This window comes from Kitasatospora sp. NPDC059973, assembly GCF_042737525.1.
Taxonomy (GTDB): domain Bacteria; phylum Actinomycetota; class Actinomycetes; order Streptomycetales; family Streptomycetaceae; genus Kitasatospora.
In genome coordinates this window covers 20,489-36,021 of record NZ_JBHWUI010000089.1, presented here as the reverse complement: position 1 = coordinate 36,021, position 15,533 = coordinate 20,489, and the positions used below count along the sequence as shown (strand labels likewise).

Here is a 15,533-nt window from a genome sequence, read left to right as displayed (position 1 = left end):
CTCGGATCCGAGTGCGGGCCCCGCCGCTGTTGTCCGCCGTGGCGTCCGTCGTCGGCCGGAGCCGCTACTGCGCGCCGGAGGTCGCGGAGAGCAGGTCCTCCAGCTCCTCCTCGCGCTCCTGGGCGGCCACGAAGAGCAGCTCGTCGCCGCCCTCCAGGGTGTCGTCCTTGCCCGGGGTGAGGACCCGGCCCTCGCGGATGATGGTGACCAGCGAGGTGTCCGGCGGCCAGGCCACGTCGCCGACGCGGGTGCCGACCAGCTCGGTGTCCTCCGCCAGGGTCAGCTCGACCAGGTTGGCGTTGCCCTGGCTGAAGCGCATCAGCCGGACCAGGTCGCCGACGCTGACCGCCTCCTCGACCAGGGCGGACATCAGGCGCGGGGTGGAGACGGCGACGTCCACGCCCCAGGACTCGTTGAAGAGCCACTCGTTCTTGGGGTTGTTCACCCGGGCGACCACCCGCGGCACGCCGTACTCGGTCTTGGCGAGCAGCGAGACGACCAGGTTGACCTTGTCGTCACCGGTGGCGGCGATCACCACGTGGCAGCGCTGCAGCGCCGCCTCGTCCAGCGAGGTGATCTCGCAGGCGTCGGCCAGCAGCCACTCCGCCATGGGCACCCGCTCCACCGAGATGGAGTTCGGGTTCTTGTCGATCAGCAGGACCTCGTGGCCGTTCTCCAGCAGCTCGCTCGCGATCGAGCGGCCGACGGCACCGGCCCCGGCAATGGCGACGCGCATCAGTGACCCTCTTCCTTCGGCCCCTGGGCGAACGCGGCCTCGACGGCCGGCAGGTCGGCCCGGCGCGCCATGACGTGCACCAGGTCGCCCTCCTGCACCACCATCTGCGGCGTGGGCAGCACGCCCTCGCCGAGCCGGGTGACGAACGCCACCCGGGTGCCGGAGGCCTCCTCCAGCCCGCTGATCCGGTGGCCGACCCAGTGCGGGTCGTAGGCGACCTCGGCGAGCTGCACGGTGCCGCTCGGGTCCTGCCAGAGCGGCTCGGCGCCGCTCGGCAGCAGCCGGCGCAGCATCTGGTCGGCCGTCCAGCGGACGGTGGCCACCGTCGGGATGCCCAGGCGCTGGTAGACCTCGGCGCGCCGGGGGTCGTAGATCCGGGCCGCGACGTTCTCCACGCCGAAGTTCTCCCGGGCCACCCGGGCCGCGATGATGTTGGAGTTGTCACCGCTGGAGACGGCGGCGAACGCGCCGGCCTCCTCGATGCCCGCCTCCTTCAGGGTGTCCTGGTCGAAGCCGACGCCGGTGACCCGCCGGCCGTTGAACCCGGCGCCGAGGCGGCGGAACGCGGTCGGGTCCTGGTCGACGACGGCGACCGAGTGCCCCTGTTTCTCGAGTGCTCTGGCGAGGGCGGACCCCACGCGGCCGCAGCCCATGATGACGATGTGCACCGGCGCTACCTCACCCGTCCCGTTGGGTTCTTGACCTGCGCAAACACCGTTCGTCTTCCTTTCCCGCCCGGTCGCCCGGGGCGAGCGTGTTCGTGGGGCTGGGTACGACAACCTGAGTGTTGCCCGCCTGCTCGTATCCGACACGCTAGCCGGTCCACCGAACACAGTCGCGACGAAGGGGGGGCCATAAGTCGGACCCCGGGCCTAAGAGCCCCTACGATTCCTTAACGTGCCTATGCCGACTGACCTTCCGAAACGCATCCTGATCGGGCGTGCGCTGCGCAGCGACAAGCTCGGGGAAACGCTGCTCCCCAAGCGCATCGCGCTGCCCGTCTTCGCCTCGGACGCGCTCTCCTCGGTCGCGTACGCGCCCGAGGAAATCCTGCTGACGCTCTCCCTGGCGGGTGCCTCGGCCATTCATTTCTCCTGGCAGATCGGCGTCGTCGTCGCCGTCGTGATGCTCGCCGTGGTGGCCTCGTACCGGCAGAACGTGCACGCGTACCCGAGCGGCGGTGGCGACTACGAGGTCGCCACCGTGAACCACGGTCCCAACTCCGGCCTGGTGGTCGCCAGCGCCCTGATGGTCGACTACATCCTCACCGTGGCGGTCTCGACCACCTCCGGGGTGGCCAACGTGGTGTCCGCGGTGCCCTCGCTGCGCGGCCACGAGCTGACCCTGTCCGTGGTCGTGGTCATCGTGCTGATGGGCATGAACCTGCGCGGTGTCCGCGAGTCCGGCAGCGCCTTCGCCGTCCCGACGTACGCCTTCATGGTCGGCGTGCTCGGCATGGTGGTGTACGGCGTGGTCCGGCACTTCGGCTTGGGGCAGGACATCCCCGCCGAGAGCTCCGGGTTCCACCTGCAGGCGACGCCCGGCAACGAGTCGCTGGCCGGCTTCGCGATGGTGTTCCTGCTGCTCAAGGCGTTCTCCTCGGGCTGTGCCGCGCTGACCGGCGTCGAGGCGATCTCCAACGGTGTGCCGGCCTTCCGCAAGCCGAAGAGCAAGAACGCGGCGACCACGCTGCTGATGATGGCGTCCATCGCCGTGGTGATGTTCATGGGCATCATCTGGCTGGCCCGCCTCACCCATGTCCAGATGGCCGAGAACCCCGCCGAGCAGCTGGTCGGCGCGGGCGACGGCTACCACCAGAAGACCGCGCTGGCCCAGATCAGCGAGGCCGTCTTCTCCAACTTCACGCCCGGCTTCTACTTCGTGGCCGCCGTCACCGGCCTGATCCTGGTGCTGGCCGCCAACACCGCCTTCAACGGCTTCCCGGTGCTCGGCTCGATCCTGGCCCAGGACCGCTACCTGCCGCGCCAGCTGCACACCCGCGGCGACCGGCTGGCCTTCTCCAACGGCATCATCCTGCTGGCGCTGGCCGCGATCCTGTTCATCATCGCCTTCGACGCCGACCCCACCCGGCTGATCCAGCTGTACATCGTCGGCGTCTTCGTCTCCTTCAACATGAGCCAGTCCGGCATGATCCGGCACTGGACCAGGCACCTGCGCACCGAGACCGACCCCGCCAAGCGCCGCCACATGCAGCGCAGCCGGGCGATCAACGCCTTCGGCCTGGTGATGACCATGGCCGTGCTGATCGTCGTGCTCGCCACCAAGATCAGCCACGCCTGGATCGCGATCGCCGCGATGGTCGTGCTGTTCGTGATGATGAAGGCGATCCGCCGGCACTACGACCGGGTCTCCGAGGAGCTGGTCGCCGCCGAGGAGCCGGACGACGTGGTGCTGCCCACCCGGGTGCACGCCATCGTGCTGGTCTCCAAGCTGCACAAGCCGGCCCTGCGGGCCCTGGCGTACGCGCGGCTGGCCCGCGCCCACACGCTGGAGGCCGTCACCGTCAACGTCGACCCGGTGGACACCGCGGCGCTGCGGGCGGAGTGGGACGAGCGCGGCATCGAGGTGCCGCTGAAGGTGCTGGACTCGCCGTTCCGCGAGGTCACCGGGCCGGTCCTGGACTACGTCAAGAACCTGCGCCGCAGCAGCCCGCGCGACGTGGTCTCGGTCTACATCCCCGAGTACGTGGTCGGGCACTGGTACGAGCACCTGCTGCACAACCAGAGCGCGTTGCGCCTCAAGGGACGTCTGCTGTTCAAGCCCGGAGTGATGGTGACCTCGGTACCCTGGCAGCTGGAGTCCTCCGAACGGCGCAAGCCGCAGAAGGCCTGGTCGGCTCCCGGCGCCGTTCGTCGTGGTGAGCCGCGGGCGCCGAAGGCCGTAAAGTCGAAGGCCTCCACACAGCCCGACGACACCGCTGACAGCAGCAAGGACTCCTCCCAGTGACCCGCAACACCCCGCCCCGCTCCAACGGCTCCAAGGGCTCGTCCTCGAAGGGGTCCTCCGCGAAGGGTGCCCGCAAGGGCGGCGCCGGCAAGCCCGGGCAGGTCGCCCGGCCGCGCTGGGGCAAGCCCGTGCGCCCGGCCGCCACCGACCGCGACGGCTTCACCGCGCAGACCGCCCCGCTCGCGCCGGGCGAGCGCGCCCCGGAGCCCGAGCCCGAGCGCCCGGCCCCCGCGCAGGCGCGCAAGGAGAAGCCGGCCGACCGGCCCAAGGGCGGGGACCGCCCGCGCAAGCAGGCCGTCCGCCCGCCGAAGGTGCTGCGCACGCCGCGCGCGCCACGGGTCGAGGCCGCCCCCAGGGGGCCCGGCGGCGACCCGCTGGTCGGCGAGCGCTACGAGGTCGAGATCGGCGCCGTCGCGCACGGCGGCGGCCACTGCGTGGCGCGCCACGAGGGCCGGGTGCTGTTCGTCCGGCACGCGCTGCCGGGCGAGAAGGTCATCGCCCAGGTCACCGAGGGCACCACGAAGTCGCGCTTCCTGCGCGCCGACGCGGTGGAGATCCTGGAGCCCGCCAAGGACCGGATCGCCCCGCCCTGCCCGTTCTCCGGGCCGGGCAAGTGCGGCGGCTGCGACTGGCAGCACGTCACCCCGGGCGGGCAGCGCAAGCTCAAGGTGCAGGTGCTCACCGAGCAGCTGGCCAAGCTGGCGGGCCTCACCCCGGCCGAGGCGGGCTGGGACGGCACCGTCGAGCCGATCGGCGGCAAGCTGCCGGCCGGGCAGGTGCCGGCCTGGCGCACCCGGGTGCAGTACGCGGTGGACCAGGAGAGCGGCAAGGTCGGGCTGCGCAAGCACCGCTCGCACGACATCCAGCCGATCGACCGCTGCCTGATCGCCGCCGAGGGCGTCACGGAGCTGGGCGTCGAGGCCCGCGACTGGCCGGGCATCACCACCGTCGAGGTGATCGCCGCCGCGGGCTCCTCGGACCGCCAGGTCGTCCTCACCCCGGCGCCGGGCGCCCAGCTGCCGCTGGTCGAGCTGGACAAGCCGGTGTCGATCGCCCGGATCGACGAGCACGACAACATCCACAAGGTGCACGGGCGCTCCTTCGTCCGCGAGCGTGCGGCCGGCCGGACCTGGCGGGTCAGCAACGGCGGCTTCTGGCAGATCCACCCCGAGGCGCCGGACACCCTGGTCGACGCCGTGCTGGCCGGCCTGGACCCGCAGTGGGGCGAGAGCGCGCTCGACCTGTACTGCGGCGTCGGGCTGTTCGCGGGTGCGCTGGCCGACCGGGTCGGCGAGGAGGGCGCGGTGCTCGGCATCGAGTCCTCCAAGCAGGCCGTGGTCGACGCCCGGCACAACCTGGCGGTGCTGGACAACGTCCGGATCGAGTGCGACCGGGTGGAGACGCTGCTGCCGCGCACCGGCATCACCGCCACCGACCTGATCGTCCTGGACCCGCCGCGCGCGGGCGCCGGGCGGGAGACGGTGGCGCACCTGGCCGGCCTGTCGGCCCGCCGGATCGCCTACGTGGCCTGTGACCCGGCCGCGCTGGCCCGGGACCTCGGGTACTTCCGCGAGGGCGGCTACCGGCCGGTCTCGCTGCGGGCCTTCGACCTGTTCCCGATGACCCACCACTTCGAGTGCGTGGCGATCCTGGAGCCGATCGCGGCCTAGTCGGGGCTTCGCGGCCCTGGCGGTTCTCGCGCTTTCGCAGTGACGCGCAGGCGGTGTCCGGACGCTCCGGGCGCCGCCTGCCGTCGTCCGCGGGGCCGCTTCGGGGCGAGCGGGCTTGTCAGGACCGGGGTGGTCGGCGCCGGCGCCGGTCCCCGGGTCAGCCGAAGGACACGCCCAGGCCGCCGGCCGGCCCGGTGCCGGCGGCGGTCTCGGCGGCCGCGCTCTCGTCGCCCGCGCTCTCGACGGCGGCCGGGGGCGCGGCCGGGGCCGGCATCGTCCCGGCGGGCAGGCCCTGGTCCCGCAGCCGGCAGCAGACCTCCTGGAGGAGGGCGATGCCGGGCTTCTCCTGGTCGTCCGCGGGCCAGACCACGCCGAAGTCGCAGGGCACCAGGCCCTCCACCGGGCGGTAGCGGACGTCCGGGCGGGGGAAGAGCTCGGCCGCCACGGCGGGCAGGAAGGCCGTCGCCCCGTCGAAGGACACCGCGGAGAGCAGCGACTCCACCCGGGTGACCTGGTGGCCGGTGTAGCGGACCCGGGTGCCGTCGGGCCGCGGGTCCATCGCCCAGAAGCTCCGCTCGGAGGGGGAGACCTCCGGGGCGAGGCCGACCATCGGCCGGTCGGCGAGGTCCGCGAGCCGGAGCACCGGCTGCCGGGCCAGCGGGTCGGAGGCGGCCACGCAGACCACCCGGGGCTCGGTGGTGAGCGGCTCGGCGTGGAAGCCCTCGGGCGCCGGCAGGTAGACGAAGGCGGCGTCGATCTTGCCGATCGCGAGGGCGGTGGTCTGCTCGACCAGGTCCAGGACGTGGAAGTCCACGTTCAGACCCGGGTGCAGGGTGGTGAGCGTGGCGATCACCCGGCGGGTGGCGGCCAGGGCGGCGGCGCAGTCGGTGAGCCCCAGCCGCAGGGTGGGCCCGTCGCCGTCGTCGGGCGAGTGCCGGGCGGCGTCGCGCAGCTCGTCCGCGGCGTCCACCACGTTCCGGACGAGCGGAAGCAGGGCATGCCCTAGGGGCGTCAACGTCACTCTTCTGCTCGTCCGGGTGAACAGCTGCACCCCCAGCCGGCGTTCGAGGGTGCGGATCTGCTGGCTGAGGGCGGGCTGGGTCAGGTAGAGCCGTGCGGCGGCGCGGCCGAAATGCAGCTCCTCGGCCAGCGTCAGCAGTGATCGCAGTTGGTGAACCGCCGGGTCGTCCACGCCGACCATCGCCGTTGCCTCCCATCGCCCCGGAGCTGGCTCCGCCATCCATCAATCATGCTAATCGATGGAGGATTGCGCGGAGCCTTGCGCGCGAGGGAAGCTGACAACGCCTCAGCGAGATCGCGGGAGAATCCGGTACGGCGTGGTCGGGGTGGCCGAAAACCGGCCGGCCGCTTCTTTCGGCGTGCCCTGATCCACCCGCGCATGCGGAGGCGCAGCCGTCGTTTCGGCGAGAACGGCCGTCGGGGGCCGGGCGTCCACTGGGCACGACCGATCCTGAGGCTCCCGCCGGGAACCACCGAGCACCATCCCAGAAGCGGTTCCGTGCCGCCCGGCGCGGACACGAATTCAGGAGCGGTGAAATGAGAGTGCAGACAGGAATTCCACCCGAGTCCGCCACGTGCGGAGTGCATGATTCCGGCTTCGCGCCCGAACGGGAATGTTGTCTGGAGGAGTGTTGAACCACAACACCACGGGGGAGCCGTCCGCCCGGACGGCATCGGCGCGAGTACTCGAACTGCTCTACCGGTACCAGCGGATCGACGAGGCGCTGGCAGCCGAACCGGCCGGACCGGCCGGACCGGAGGAGCCCGGCGGGACGTCGGGGAACGCGCGCTGCGACGCGTGTTCCGAGGTCCACCGGGCCAAGATGGAGCGCTTCACCGCGCGCGACGAGCCCATCCACTTCGTCGTGCCGGCGTTCCCGGCGAAGTCCCCGAACCAGGGCAAGGTGCTCGGCGCGCTGCCGGACCTCGGCGAGCACCTGGCGGTCGGCTTCCTGCAGTCGCTCTGCGACTACGTGCGGCACTTCTACGCGCCCGGCGCCCGGGTCACGATCTGTTCGGACGGCCATGTCTTCGGCGACGTCGTCGGGGTGACCGACGGGGCGGTGACCGCCTACCGGCAGGCCCTCGCGGACATGATCGGCGCCTCGCACTGGTCGGCGCTGGACCTCTACGGCCTGGACGACGCGTTCGGCAGCCTCGACTACCCGAAGATGCGGCGCGTGCTGGAGGAGAACTACTCCGCGACGCTGGACGAGCTCAAGGAGAACGTCCGCACCGACCGGAACACGCGTGCGCTGTTCAACGGGATCCACCGCTTCATGTTCGAGGACGCGGTGGCGCGCCAGGGCGGCGGGACGACCCGGAACCAGCTCCGGAAGAACTCCAAGGACGCCGCCTACCAGACCATTCTCCGCAGCAACGCGTGGAGCCGGCTGGTCGCCGAGAAGTTCCCCGACGCGATACGCCTCTCGATACACCCGCAGCCCCCGCACTCGGAGAAGTTCGGGCTCCAGCTCATGCCGACCAGGGACGGCTGGCTGACCCCGTGGCACGGCGTGGTGCTCGACGACGGCGTCAGCCGGTACCTGGTCAAGCGGTGGGACGCGGAGAACCTCCAGGCCTCCGTCGTCTGGCGGGACGGCCGGCCGAGCCATTTCGTCGCCCCGCACCTCGCCGCCCGCCCGTAGGGAAAGCCCGTTCCAGAAAGGAGGACAACGCGCCATGACGACTTCCATTCCCTCGGCCGCGGAGCTGCGCCACATTCCGCTCCGGCCGTTCGGCCGCGTGGTCGAGGCTCCCGGCGGAAATGCCCGGATCGGCGACATTCCGGTGGACACGCTCGCCCGCTGGACCGAGGAATCGCGGGTCCTGGTGCTCCGCGGATTCTCGTTGCTCGGAAAGCAGGAATTCGCCGACTACTGCCGGCGATGGGGCGTGGTCCTGAAGTGGGAGCCGGGCGAGGTCATCGACCTGGTGGTCGAGGACAATCCCCGGAACTACCTGTTCGCCAGCGGCGACGTGCCGTTCCACTGGGACGGTGCGTTCGTCGAGGCCGATCCGCGGTACTTCTTCTTCCAGTGCCTGGACGCGACCGCGGGGGCCGGCGGGGAGACCGTCTTCTCCGACACCACCGCCGTCTACCGGGACGCCGACCCCGAGCTGCGCGACCTCTGGGCGCGGATCAGCGTCACCTACACCACCGAGAAGATGGTGCACTACGGCGGCGAGGTCACCGAGCGGCTGGTCGCCCAGCACCCCGGGACCGGGGTGCCCGTGCTGCGCTTCGCCGAGCCGCTGGACCCGGCGGTCTACAAGAACCCGGTGTCCGTCCACGTCGACGGCGTCGACGGCGCGCAGGCCGAGGAGTTCATCGCCTCGATGGCGGAGCGGCTGCACCGGCCCGCCTACTGCTACGCGCACGACTGGCGCCGCGGCGACATCGTGATCGCCGACAACATCGCGCTGGTGCACGGGCGCAACGCCTTCACCGGGCCGACCTCCCGCCATCTGCAGCGGGTCGAGGTCATCTGAGGCGTCCCGGGCCGGCTCCCGCCCGCGGGGCCGAACCCCCGACGGCTTCCGTCACCCGTCACCCGTCACCCGTCACCCGTCACCCGTCATCACCCGTCAACGCCGGGAGGCCGGCACTTCCGGCACAGGTGGAGCGAGAACATGAGTATCGGCATTGTGGGAACCGGGATCTCCGGTCTTCATCTGGCGTTGAGGCTAAGGCAGTTCGGCATCGACGCCACCCTGTACACGGCCCAGGGGCCCGACGACATCCGCAGCGGTCCGCCGCTGAACTTCGTCACTCGATTCGACTCCACCCGGGAACGGGAATCCGCGCTCGGCGTCACCGAATGGTCGTCGCCGGCGTACGACAACGCGTGGATGCACCTCCACCTGGAAGGCCCGGACGGGTTCTCGTTCCGCGGCCGGCTGCCGAAGCCGGCCAGCTCGGTCGACTTCCGGATGTACCTCGCCGCGCTGCTGGAGGAGTACCAGCGGCGCGGCGGGGACCCGGTCCACCTCCGGGTGGCCGACCGGGCCGGGCTGGACCGGTTGGCCGAACGCCACGAGCTGGTGGTCGTGGCGGCCGGCCGGGGCGCGCTCACCGACGTCTTCCCCCGGGACGACGCCCGCTCGCCCTACCGCTCGGCGCCGCGCCGGCTGGCCGGCGGCCTGTTCCACGGGGTCCGTCCGCCGGAGCCGGCCGGTATGACGATGCACATGGTCCCGGGGGCCGGGGAGATCCACGCCCCCACCTACCACTCCTTCGCCGGGCAGGTGACGGCCGTGCTCGTCGAGGCCGTTCCGGACGGCCCGTTCGCGGAGCTGACCGGCCGGGACCACCGCGGCGACCCGGACGGGTTCGCCAAGGAGGTCCTCGCCCTGGTCACCGCCCACGCGCCCGCCCTGCGGGAGCGCGTGGACGAGCAGGACTTCGCGCTGGCCCGGCCGGTGGACCTGCTCCAGGGCGCCGTCGTCCCAGTGGTCCGCCGGGGCTGGGCCGCCCTGGCCGGCGGCCGGTACGCGCTGGCGGTCGGCGACGCCTGGATCGCCAACGACCCGCTCACCGCCCAGGGCGCCAACCTCGGCTCCGAGCTGGCCTTCCTCCTCGCCGACGTGCTGCGCGCCCACACCGGCCGCTACGACGAGGCGTTCTGCCGCGCCGCCTCCGAGCGGATGTGGCAGCGCGCCCAACCCGTCGTCGACTTCACCAACCTCTTCATCGGCCCGCCGCCGGCGCACCTGGGCACCCTGCTCGGCACCGCCGCGGCCGACCAGCGGGTGGCCGACGCCTTCGTCGCCCACCTCGACCGGCCGGCCGCCATGTGGCGCGGCCTCGCCAGCCCCGAAGGCACCGACGCGTTCATCGCCCGGGCCCAGACCGTGAGGAGCGCAGCATGAGTGTCGAGGTCGGCCTGGTCTGGGACGCGGTCGGGCGGGTCGAGGACGGACGGGGGCTGCTGCACCTCGCCCGGCAGGCCGGGCTGGACACCTTCCTGGTCTTCGACCACCTGATGAACGTCTTCCCCCGGCAGGCCTGGGACACCGACTTCAGCCACGTCGCGGCGGGCCTGCCGACCCCGGACCGCTGCCTGGACTTCGCTACCGTGCTGGGCAACTTCGCCCCGCAGGCCGGCCCGGTCCGGCTCGCCATCGGCGTGACCGACCCGCACCGGCGCCACCCCGCCGTGCTCGCGCAGACCGCGCTGACCCTCGCCCAGCTCACCGACCGGGCACCCGTCCTCGGCATCGGCGCGGGAGCGCTGGAGAACCTCGTGCCGTACGGCGTGCCGCACGACCACCAGGTGGACCGGGTCGAGGAGGCGCTGCGCGTGCTGCGCCTGCTCTTCTCCGGGGAGGGCCCGCACGACTTCCGCGGCCACCACTTCACCCTCGACCGGGCACTCATCACCCCCGCCCCCGAGGGCCGCACGCCCCGGATCTGGCTCGGCGCCAACCGCCCGCGGATGCTCACCCTGGCCGGCCGCTACGCCGACGGCTGGCTCCCGTCCGAGCTGATGGCCCCCGACGAGTACGCCCGGCGGCTCGACACGGTGCGCGCCGCCGCCGTCGACGCCGACCGCGACCCCGACACCGTCGTCGCCGCGGGGGGCGTCCCGATCGTGGTGGCGCAGACCGACGCCGCCGCGCAGGAACTGCTGCGGGCCACCCCGATCCGCTTCCTCGCGCTGCACGCGGGCGCCCGGGCCTGGCGGCGGCACGGCGCCGCCCACCCCTTCGGCGAGGACTACCGCGGCCTGGTCGAACTGCTGCCGCACCTGCTCACCCGCGCCGAGGTGGAGCGGGCGCTCGCGGTGGTGCCCGACGAGGTGGTGGCCGACCAGGTCATCGCCGGCAGCCGGGAGACGGTGCTCAAGCGGATCGGCGAACTGCTCGACGCCGGCATGCGCCACCCCATGCTGATCCCCGCCTCGGCGCTGGCCTCGCCGGAGGCGGCCGGCTACACGATCGAGTCGATCGGCTGGCTCGCCGCCCGGCTGCGCTCCGACGCCGGCCCGGGTGGCGGTCCCGGCTCCGGTTCCGGTTCCGGCTCCGGCCCGGCCACCGCGGCGGTGTCCTCATGACCGGCGTGGGCATCGTCGGGTCCGGCATCTCCGGCCTGCAACTGGCGCTGCGCCTCCAGCAGTCCGGCGTCCCGGCGACGGTGTACTCGGAGCACGGCATCGAGGGGCTCAAGGGCGGACCGCCGCGCAACTTCCCCGCCCGGTTCGGGCCGACCCAGCAACGGGAGCGGGAACTCGGCGTCCACGAATGGGAGTTCGCCGACGCGCAGGTGCGGCACTGGGCGGTCACCATGCACACCGGCGAGCCGCGGCCGCTGGAGTTCCTGGCCGCCCTGCGGCCGCCGTCCAGCGTGGTCGACTTCCGGATCTACCTGCCCCGGCTGCTCAGCGCCTTCGTCGACCGCGGCGGCGAACTGGTGACCGGCGACCACCCGGTCGAGGAACTCGCCCGGCACCACGACCTGCTGGTCGTCGCCAACGGCAACCGGTCGGTGCGCCGGCTCTTCCCGGCCGACCCGGCCCGCTCGCCGTACAGCACGCCCCAGCGGGTGATCTGCGCCGGGATCTACTTCGGGATCGACGAGGAGGTGCCGCACTCGCTCGACATCCACTTCCTGCCCGGCGCCGGCGAGATCCTGCGACTGCCCTTCTACTCCCCGGCCGGCCGGGCCGACGTCCTCGCCTTCGAGGCCGTCCCCGGCGGCCCGCTGGAGTCCGCCGGCCACGTCGACGCCGACGCCGACCCGGCGGGCTTCCACCGGCACGTGCTGGACCTGGTCGCCGCGCACGCCCCGGGTCTGCGCGAGCGGATCGACACCGCCGGCTTCGCGCTGACCGCGCCGGGCGAGCTCGCCCGGGGCGCCATCACCCCGGTGGTCCGCCGGGGCTGGGCCCGGCTCGACGACGGCACCTGCGCGCTGGCGGTCGGCGACGCCTGGATCACCAACGACCCGCTCACCGCCCAGGGCGCCAACCTCGGCTCGCACACCGCCTTCGCGCTGGCCGAGCTGATCACGCGGCACCGGGGGCGCTACGACGAGGCGTTCTGCCGCGACGCGTCCGCGCGCCTGTGGGAGCACGCGCGCCACGTCGTGGAGTGGAGCAACGCCTTCCTCGCCGGGCCCCCGCCGCACGTCGGCGCGCTGTTCGGGCGGGCCGCGGTCGACCGGCGGGTCGCCGACGCCTTCGTCGGCAACTTCAACGACCCGGTCGCGATGTGGCGGGCGCTGTCCACCCCGGACGGCGTGAGCGCCTTCCTCGCCGACTGCGAACGGACCGCGCCGGCCGCCGCCGCGAGCGGCACCACGACCACCGAAGGAGCGCGATGACCTTCCCCGACATGGCCCGGGACGAGAAGGGCCGGCTGATCCCCGAGTCCGAACAGACCGCGGTGTGGCTGCTCGGCGGCCTGGCCCAGATACGGGTGCCCGGCGAGGCGACGGGCAACGCCTTCACCGTCGTGCAGCACACCGGCAACCGCGGCTACAACACGCCGCTGCACATCCACGACTACGAGGACGAGGTCTTCATGGTCCTGGACGGCACGCTGCGCATGATCTGCGACGGGCAGGAGCTCGTCGCCGAGGCCGGCAGCACGATGATCGTGCCGCGGACCGTTCCGCACGGCTTCGTGACGACCTCGCCGAACGCCCGCTTCCTCACCATCCACTCCACGCCCCAGCCGGACCGCAGGCCGCAGTTCGACCTGTTCCTGAAGGCGGAGATCCCGCACGCCCGGGCCCTGACGCTGCCCACCGAGGACGTGGGCGGCCCCGACCTCGACCACATCATCGCGCTGGGCACCACGTACGCGTACCGCTACGCGGGCCCGCCGCCCGCCCCCTGACGGCCGCTCCGGCCCCTCGGCCGGCCGGCCAACGCTCCCGTTCCGACAGAAGAGACACCATGTCGTTGAAGCTCCTTTCCCTGATGCTGTGCGTGTTCGGCATCACCACCGGCGAGTTCGTCATCGCCGGCATCCTGCCGGACGTCGCCTCCGACCTCGACGTGTCGATCCCCGCGGCCGGGCTCCTGGTCACGGCGTACGCCATCGGAATGATCATCGGCGGCCCGGTGCTCACCGCGCTGACCGCCCGGTACCCGCGCAAGCCGCTCATCGTCGGCCTGCTCGTCATCGTGATCGTCGGCAACGTCGCCTCCGCGCTGGCACCCGCGTACGCGGTGCTGTTCGTCGCGCGCGTCGTCACCGCGCTGGTGACCGCCACGTTCTTCGCGAACGCGATCGTGATCGCCGCGTCCACGGCCCCGGAGGGCAAGCAGGCCTCGACCGTGTCCAAGCTGGTCTTCGGGATGAACCTCTCGATGATGCTCGGCGCGCCCATCGGCACCTTCATCGGCGACCACTTCGGCTGGCGCGCCACCTTCGCGGTGATCGCCGCGGTCTGCCTGGTCGGCCTGGTCCTGGTGCTGCCGCTGGTGCCGGACGTGGCGGCCTCCACCACCAGCGCGGTGGCGGAGCTGCGGGTGTTCCGCAACCGCAACGTCCAGCTGGCGATCGGCATCACCGCCGTCGCCAACATGGGCCTGCTGATGGTGTTCACCTATTTCTCGCCGCTGCTCACCGACCTCACCGGCTTCGCCGACGGGGCCGTCCCGCTGCTGCTGCTGGCGTACGGGGTGGGCGCGGCGGCCGGCAACTTCGTCGGCGGCTGGCTCTCCGACCGCTCCCTGATGGCCTCCCAGGTCGGCCTGCTGGGCCTGCTCACCGGGGGCCTGCTGGTGATGTGGGCGGTCAGCGGCGGCACCGTGCTCACCGCGGTGATGGTCTTCGTGATCGGGGCGCTGGGCTTCTCCGTGATCCCCGGCATGCAGACCCGGGTGCTGACCACCGCCAGCTCGGCGCCGACCCTGGCGATCGCGGTGAACGCCTCCGGCTACCAGCTCGCGGCCGCCCTGGCCGGCTGGCTGGGCGGCCGGGTCATCGACGGCCCGGGCCTGCGCTCGGTCTACCTCGCGGCCGCCGGGGTCACCGTCCTCGGCATCCTGCTCAGCGCCTACGCCTGGCACCGGGACCGCACCGGTGGCGGCAAGGCGGTCGGGGCCGGTGCCGAGGAGCGGACGGCCGAGACCTCGCCGGCCTGACACCTCCGCCCGGCGGGGCCGCGCCCGGTGCGCCGGCCGGCCCCGCCCGGTCCGCTTCGCCCGGCCCCGTGCGGGGGCCGGGAGTCCCGCCGGGGCCACCCGGCCGTCACTTCACGAGGGGCAACCATGGGTCGTGATTCCGTCCTGGTCACCGGCGACTGGGCCGAGCGCCGGCTCGGCACCGCCGGAGTGGTCTTCGTCGAGACCGGCAACGAGGACACCGAGTACCGCAAGGGCCATCTGCCGGGCGCCGTCTGGATCAACTGGAGCGAGTTCCAGGACGACCTGCGGCTCGGCGTCGTCGGCCGGGCCGGATTCGAGCGGCTGATGCGGGCCAAGGGCATCGGCGAGGAGGACACCGTGGTGGTGTACTCGGCCAACGCCAACCTGCTGGCCACCCAGGTCTACTGGTACCTCACCCTCTACGGCCACCGGTCCGTGCGGCTGCTCGACGGCGGCCGCCGCAAGTGGGAGCTGGACGGCCGCCCGCTGACCACCGCGTCGCCCGGCCGCCCGCCGACCGGTTACCTGGTCACCGACCCCGACCCGGCCGTCCGGGCGACCCGGGACGACGTCCTGGCCGGCATCGGGCAGCGCAACATCATCGACGTCCGGAGCCCGGAGGAGTACTCCGGACTGGTCTTCGCGCCCGGCTTCGCCGGGGAGGCCTTCGCGACCGGCCACAACCCGCACGAGGTGGCCCAGCGCTCCGGCCACGTCCCGGGCGCGGTCCACCTGCCCTGGCAGGACGTCGTCGGCGAGGACGACACCTTCCGCTCCGACGAGGAGCTCGGCCGGCGGTTCGCCGCGCTGGAACCCGCCCGCGGCACCATCACCTACTGCTGGGTCGGGGCCCGCTCCGCGCACTCCTGGTTCGTCCTGCGCGAACTGCTGGGCTGGCCGGACGTCCGCAACTACGACGGCTCCTGGGCCGAGTACGGGTCGCTGATCGGCGCGCCGGTCGAACGCGGCACCCCCGGCGACTGAGCCGCCCCCGCCCCCGCCCCGCCCCGCCCCTCTCCTCCCCGACCCACCGCACGC

Annotated in this window: 13 protein-coding genes; 10 read left to right on the top strand and 3 right to left on the bottom strand. The window is 72.8% G+C overall.

Annotation, left to right across the window (positions count from 1 at the left end; all coding sequences use genetic code 11):
- Positions 1 to 64: 64 nt before the first annotated feature.
- Together ACFWA9_RS23545 and ACFWA9_RS23540 are read right to left on the bottom strand one after the other, a co-directional pair.
- Positions 65 to 736, bottom strand: a complete 672-nt coding sequence (locus ACFWA9_RS23545) for a TrkA family potassium uptake protein (RefSeq protein ID WP_329487685.1) — start codon at positions 734 to 736, stop codon at positions 65 to 67.
- Positions 736 to 1,404: a TrkA family potassium uptake protein gene (locus ACFWA9_RS23540; RefSeq protein ID WP_329487684.1), complete on the bottom strand. Its 669-nt coding sequence runs from the start codon at positions 1,402 to 1,404 to the stop codon at positions 736 to 738. Before ACFWA9_RS23540 ends, ACFWA9_RS23545 begins: the two co-directional genes overlap by 1 nt.
- Positions 1,405 to 1,633: 229 nt before the next feature.
- Between ACFWA9_RS23540 and ACFWA9_RS23535 the strand changes: the two genes are divergently transcribed.
- Both ACFWA9_RS23535 and ACFWA9_RS23530 read left to right on the top strand, forming a co-directional pair.
- Positions 1,634 to 3,703: an APC family permease gene (locus tag ACFWA9_RS23535; RefSeq protein WP_380389523.1), complete on the top strand. Its 2,070-nt coding sequence runs from the start codon at positions 1,634 to 1,636 to the stop codon at positions 3,701 to 3,703.
- 314 nt (positions 3,704 to 4,017) lie between these two features.
- A complete protein-coding gene (locus ACFWA9_RS23530; protein ID WP_329492100.1) occupies positions 4,018 to 5,373 on the top strand; it encodes a class I SAM-dependent RNA methyltransferase in 1,356 nt (451 codons plus the stop codon).
- 157 nt (positions 5,374 to 5,530) lie between these two features.
- Here ACFWA9_RS23530 and ACFWA9_RS23525 read toward each other — a convergent pair whose 3' ends face one another.
- Entirely contained in the window at positions 5,531 to 6,613 is a 1,083-nt protein-coding gene (locus ACFWA9_RS23525) for a LysR family transcriptional regulator (protein WP_380389521.1), read from the bottom strand.
- A gap of 412 nt (positions 6,614 to 7,025) precedes the next feature.
- On the opposite strand from ACFWA9_RS23525, the gene ACFWA9_RS23520 reads away from it, so the two are divergent.
- The 8 genes from ACFWA9_RS23520 to ACFWA9_RS23485 all read left to right on the top strand — a co-directional run bounded on the left by ACFWA9_RS23520 (position 7,026) and on the right by ACFWA9_RS23485 (position 15,479).
- Positions 7,026 to 8,042 (top strand): isocyanide synthase family protein, encoded by a 1,017-nt coding sequence (locus ACFWA9_RS23520; protein WP_352289283.1) that lies wholly within the window; start codon positions 7,026 to 7,028, stop codon positions 8,040 to 8,042.
- Between the two features lie 34 nt (positions 8,043 to 8,076).
- Positions 8,077 to 8,886 carry a TauD/TfdA family dioxygenase gene (locus tag ACFWA9_RS23515; protein WP_380389519.1) on the top strand — a complete coding sequence of 270 codons (810 nt, stop codon included), beginning with the start codon at positions 8,077 to 8,079 and terminating at the stop codon, positions 8,884 to 8,886.
- 141 nt (positions 8,887 to 9,027) lie between these two features.
- A complete protein-coding gene (locus ACFWA9_RS23510) occupies positions 9,028 to 10,266 on the top strand; it encodes a styrene monooxygenase/indole monooxygenase family protein (RefSeq protein ID WP_380389517.1) in 1,239 nt (412 codons plus the stop codon).
- Positions 10,263 to 11,450, top strand: a complete 1,188-nt coding sequence (locus ACFWA9_RS23505; RefSeq protein ID WP_380389515.1) for an LLM class flavin-dependent oxidoreductase — start codon at positions 10,263 to 10,265, stop codon at positions 11,448 to 11,450. The genes ACFWA9_RS23510 and ACFWA9_RS23505 overlap by 4 nt, the downstream gene beginning before the upstream one ends.
- Positions 11,447 to 12,718 carry a styrene monooxygenase/indole monooxygenase family protein gene (locus tag ACFWA9_RS23500; RefSeq protein WP_380389513.1) on the top strand — a complete coding sequence of 424 codons (1,272 nt, stop codon included), beginning with the start codon at positions 11,447 to 11,449 and terminating at the stop codon, positions 12,716 to 12,718. Before ACFWA9_RS23505 ends, ACFWA9_RS23500 begins: the two co-directional genes overlap by 4 nt.
- A complete protein-coding gene (locus ACFWA9_RS23495; protein ID WP_329487676.1) occupies positions 12,715 to 13,236 on the top strand; it encodes a cupin domain-containing protein in 522 nt (173 codons plus the stop codon). The genes ACFWA9_RS23500 and ACFWA9_RS23495 overlap by 4 nt, the downstream gene beginning before the upstream one ends.
- Before the next feature lie 59 nt (positions 13,237 to 13,295).
- Complete coding sequence (locus ACFWA9_RS23490; protein ID WP_329487675.1) at positions 13,296 to 14,492, top strand: MFS transporter; 1,197 nt, start codon at positions 13,296 to 13,298, stop codon at positions 14,490 to 14,492.
- A 126-nt stretch (positions 14,493 to 14,618) separates the two neighbouring features.
- The gene (locus ACFWA9_RS23485; RefSeq protein WP_352289265.1) at positions 14,619 to 15,479 is read left to right on the top strand and encodes a sulfurtransferase; all 861 of its coding nucleotides are present in this window, start codon (positions 14,619 to 14,621) and stop codon (positions 15,477 to 15,479) included.
- The last annotated feature ends 54 nt before the right edge of the window (positions 15,480 to 15,533 follow it).

What these genes read in the sequence shown, in the direction of transcription:
- ACFWA9_RS23490 (WP_329487675.1), top strand. Translation starts at nt 13,296, where the DNA reads ATGTCGTTGAAGCTCCTTTCCCTGATGCTGTGCGTGTTCGGCATCACC.
- ACFWA9_RS23485 (WP_352289265.1), top strand. Translation starts at nt 14,619, where the DNA reads ATGGGTCGTGATTCCGTCCTGGTCACCGGCGACTGGGCCGAGCGCCGG.
- ACFWA9_RS23495 (WP_329487676.1), top strand. Translation starts at nt 12,715, where the DNA reads ATGACCTTCCCCGACATGGCCCGGGACGAGAAGGGCCGGCTGATCCCC.
- ACFWA9_RS23510 (WP_380389517.1), top strand. Translation starts at nt 9,028, where the DNA reads ATGAGTATCGGCATTGTGGGAACCGGGATCTCCGGTCTTCATCTGGCG.
- ACFWA9_RS23545 (WP_329487685.1), bottom strand. Translation starts at nt 736, where the DNA reads ATGCGCGTCGCCATTGCCGGGGCCGGTGCCGTCGGCCGCTCGATCGCG.
- ACFWA9_RS23505 (WP_380389515.1), top strand. Translation starts at nt 10,263, where the DNA reads ATGAGTGTCGAGGTCGGCCTGGTCTGGGACGCGGTCGGGCGGGTCGAG.
- ACFWA9_RS23525 (WP_380389521.1), bottom strand. Translation starts at nt 6,613, where the DNA reads ATGGCGGAGCCAGCTCCGGGGCGATGGGAGGCAACGGCGATGGTCGGC.
- ACFWA9_RS23515 (WP_380389519.1), top strand. Translation starts at nt 8,077, where the DNA reads ATGACGACTTCCATTCCCTCGGCCGCGGAGCTGCGCCACATTCCGCTC.
- ACFWA9_RS23500 (WP_380389513.1), top strand. Translation starts at nt 11,447, where the DNA reads ATGACCGGCGTGGGCATCGTCGGGTCCGGCATCTCCGGCCTGCAACTG.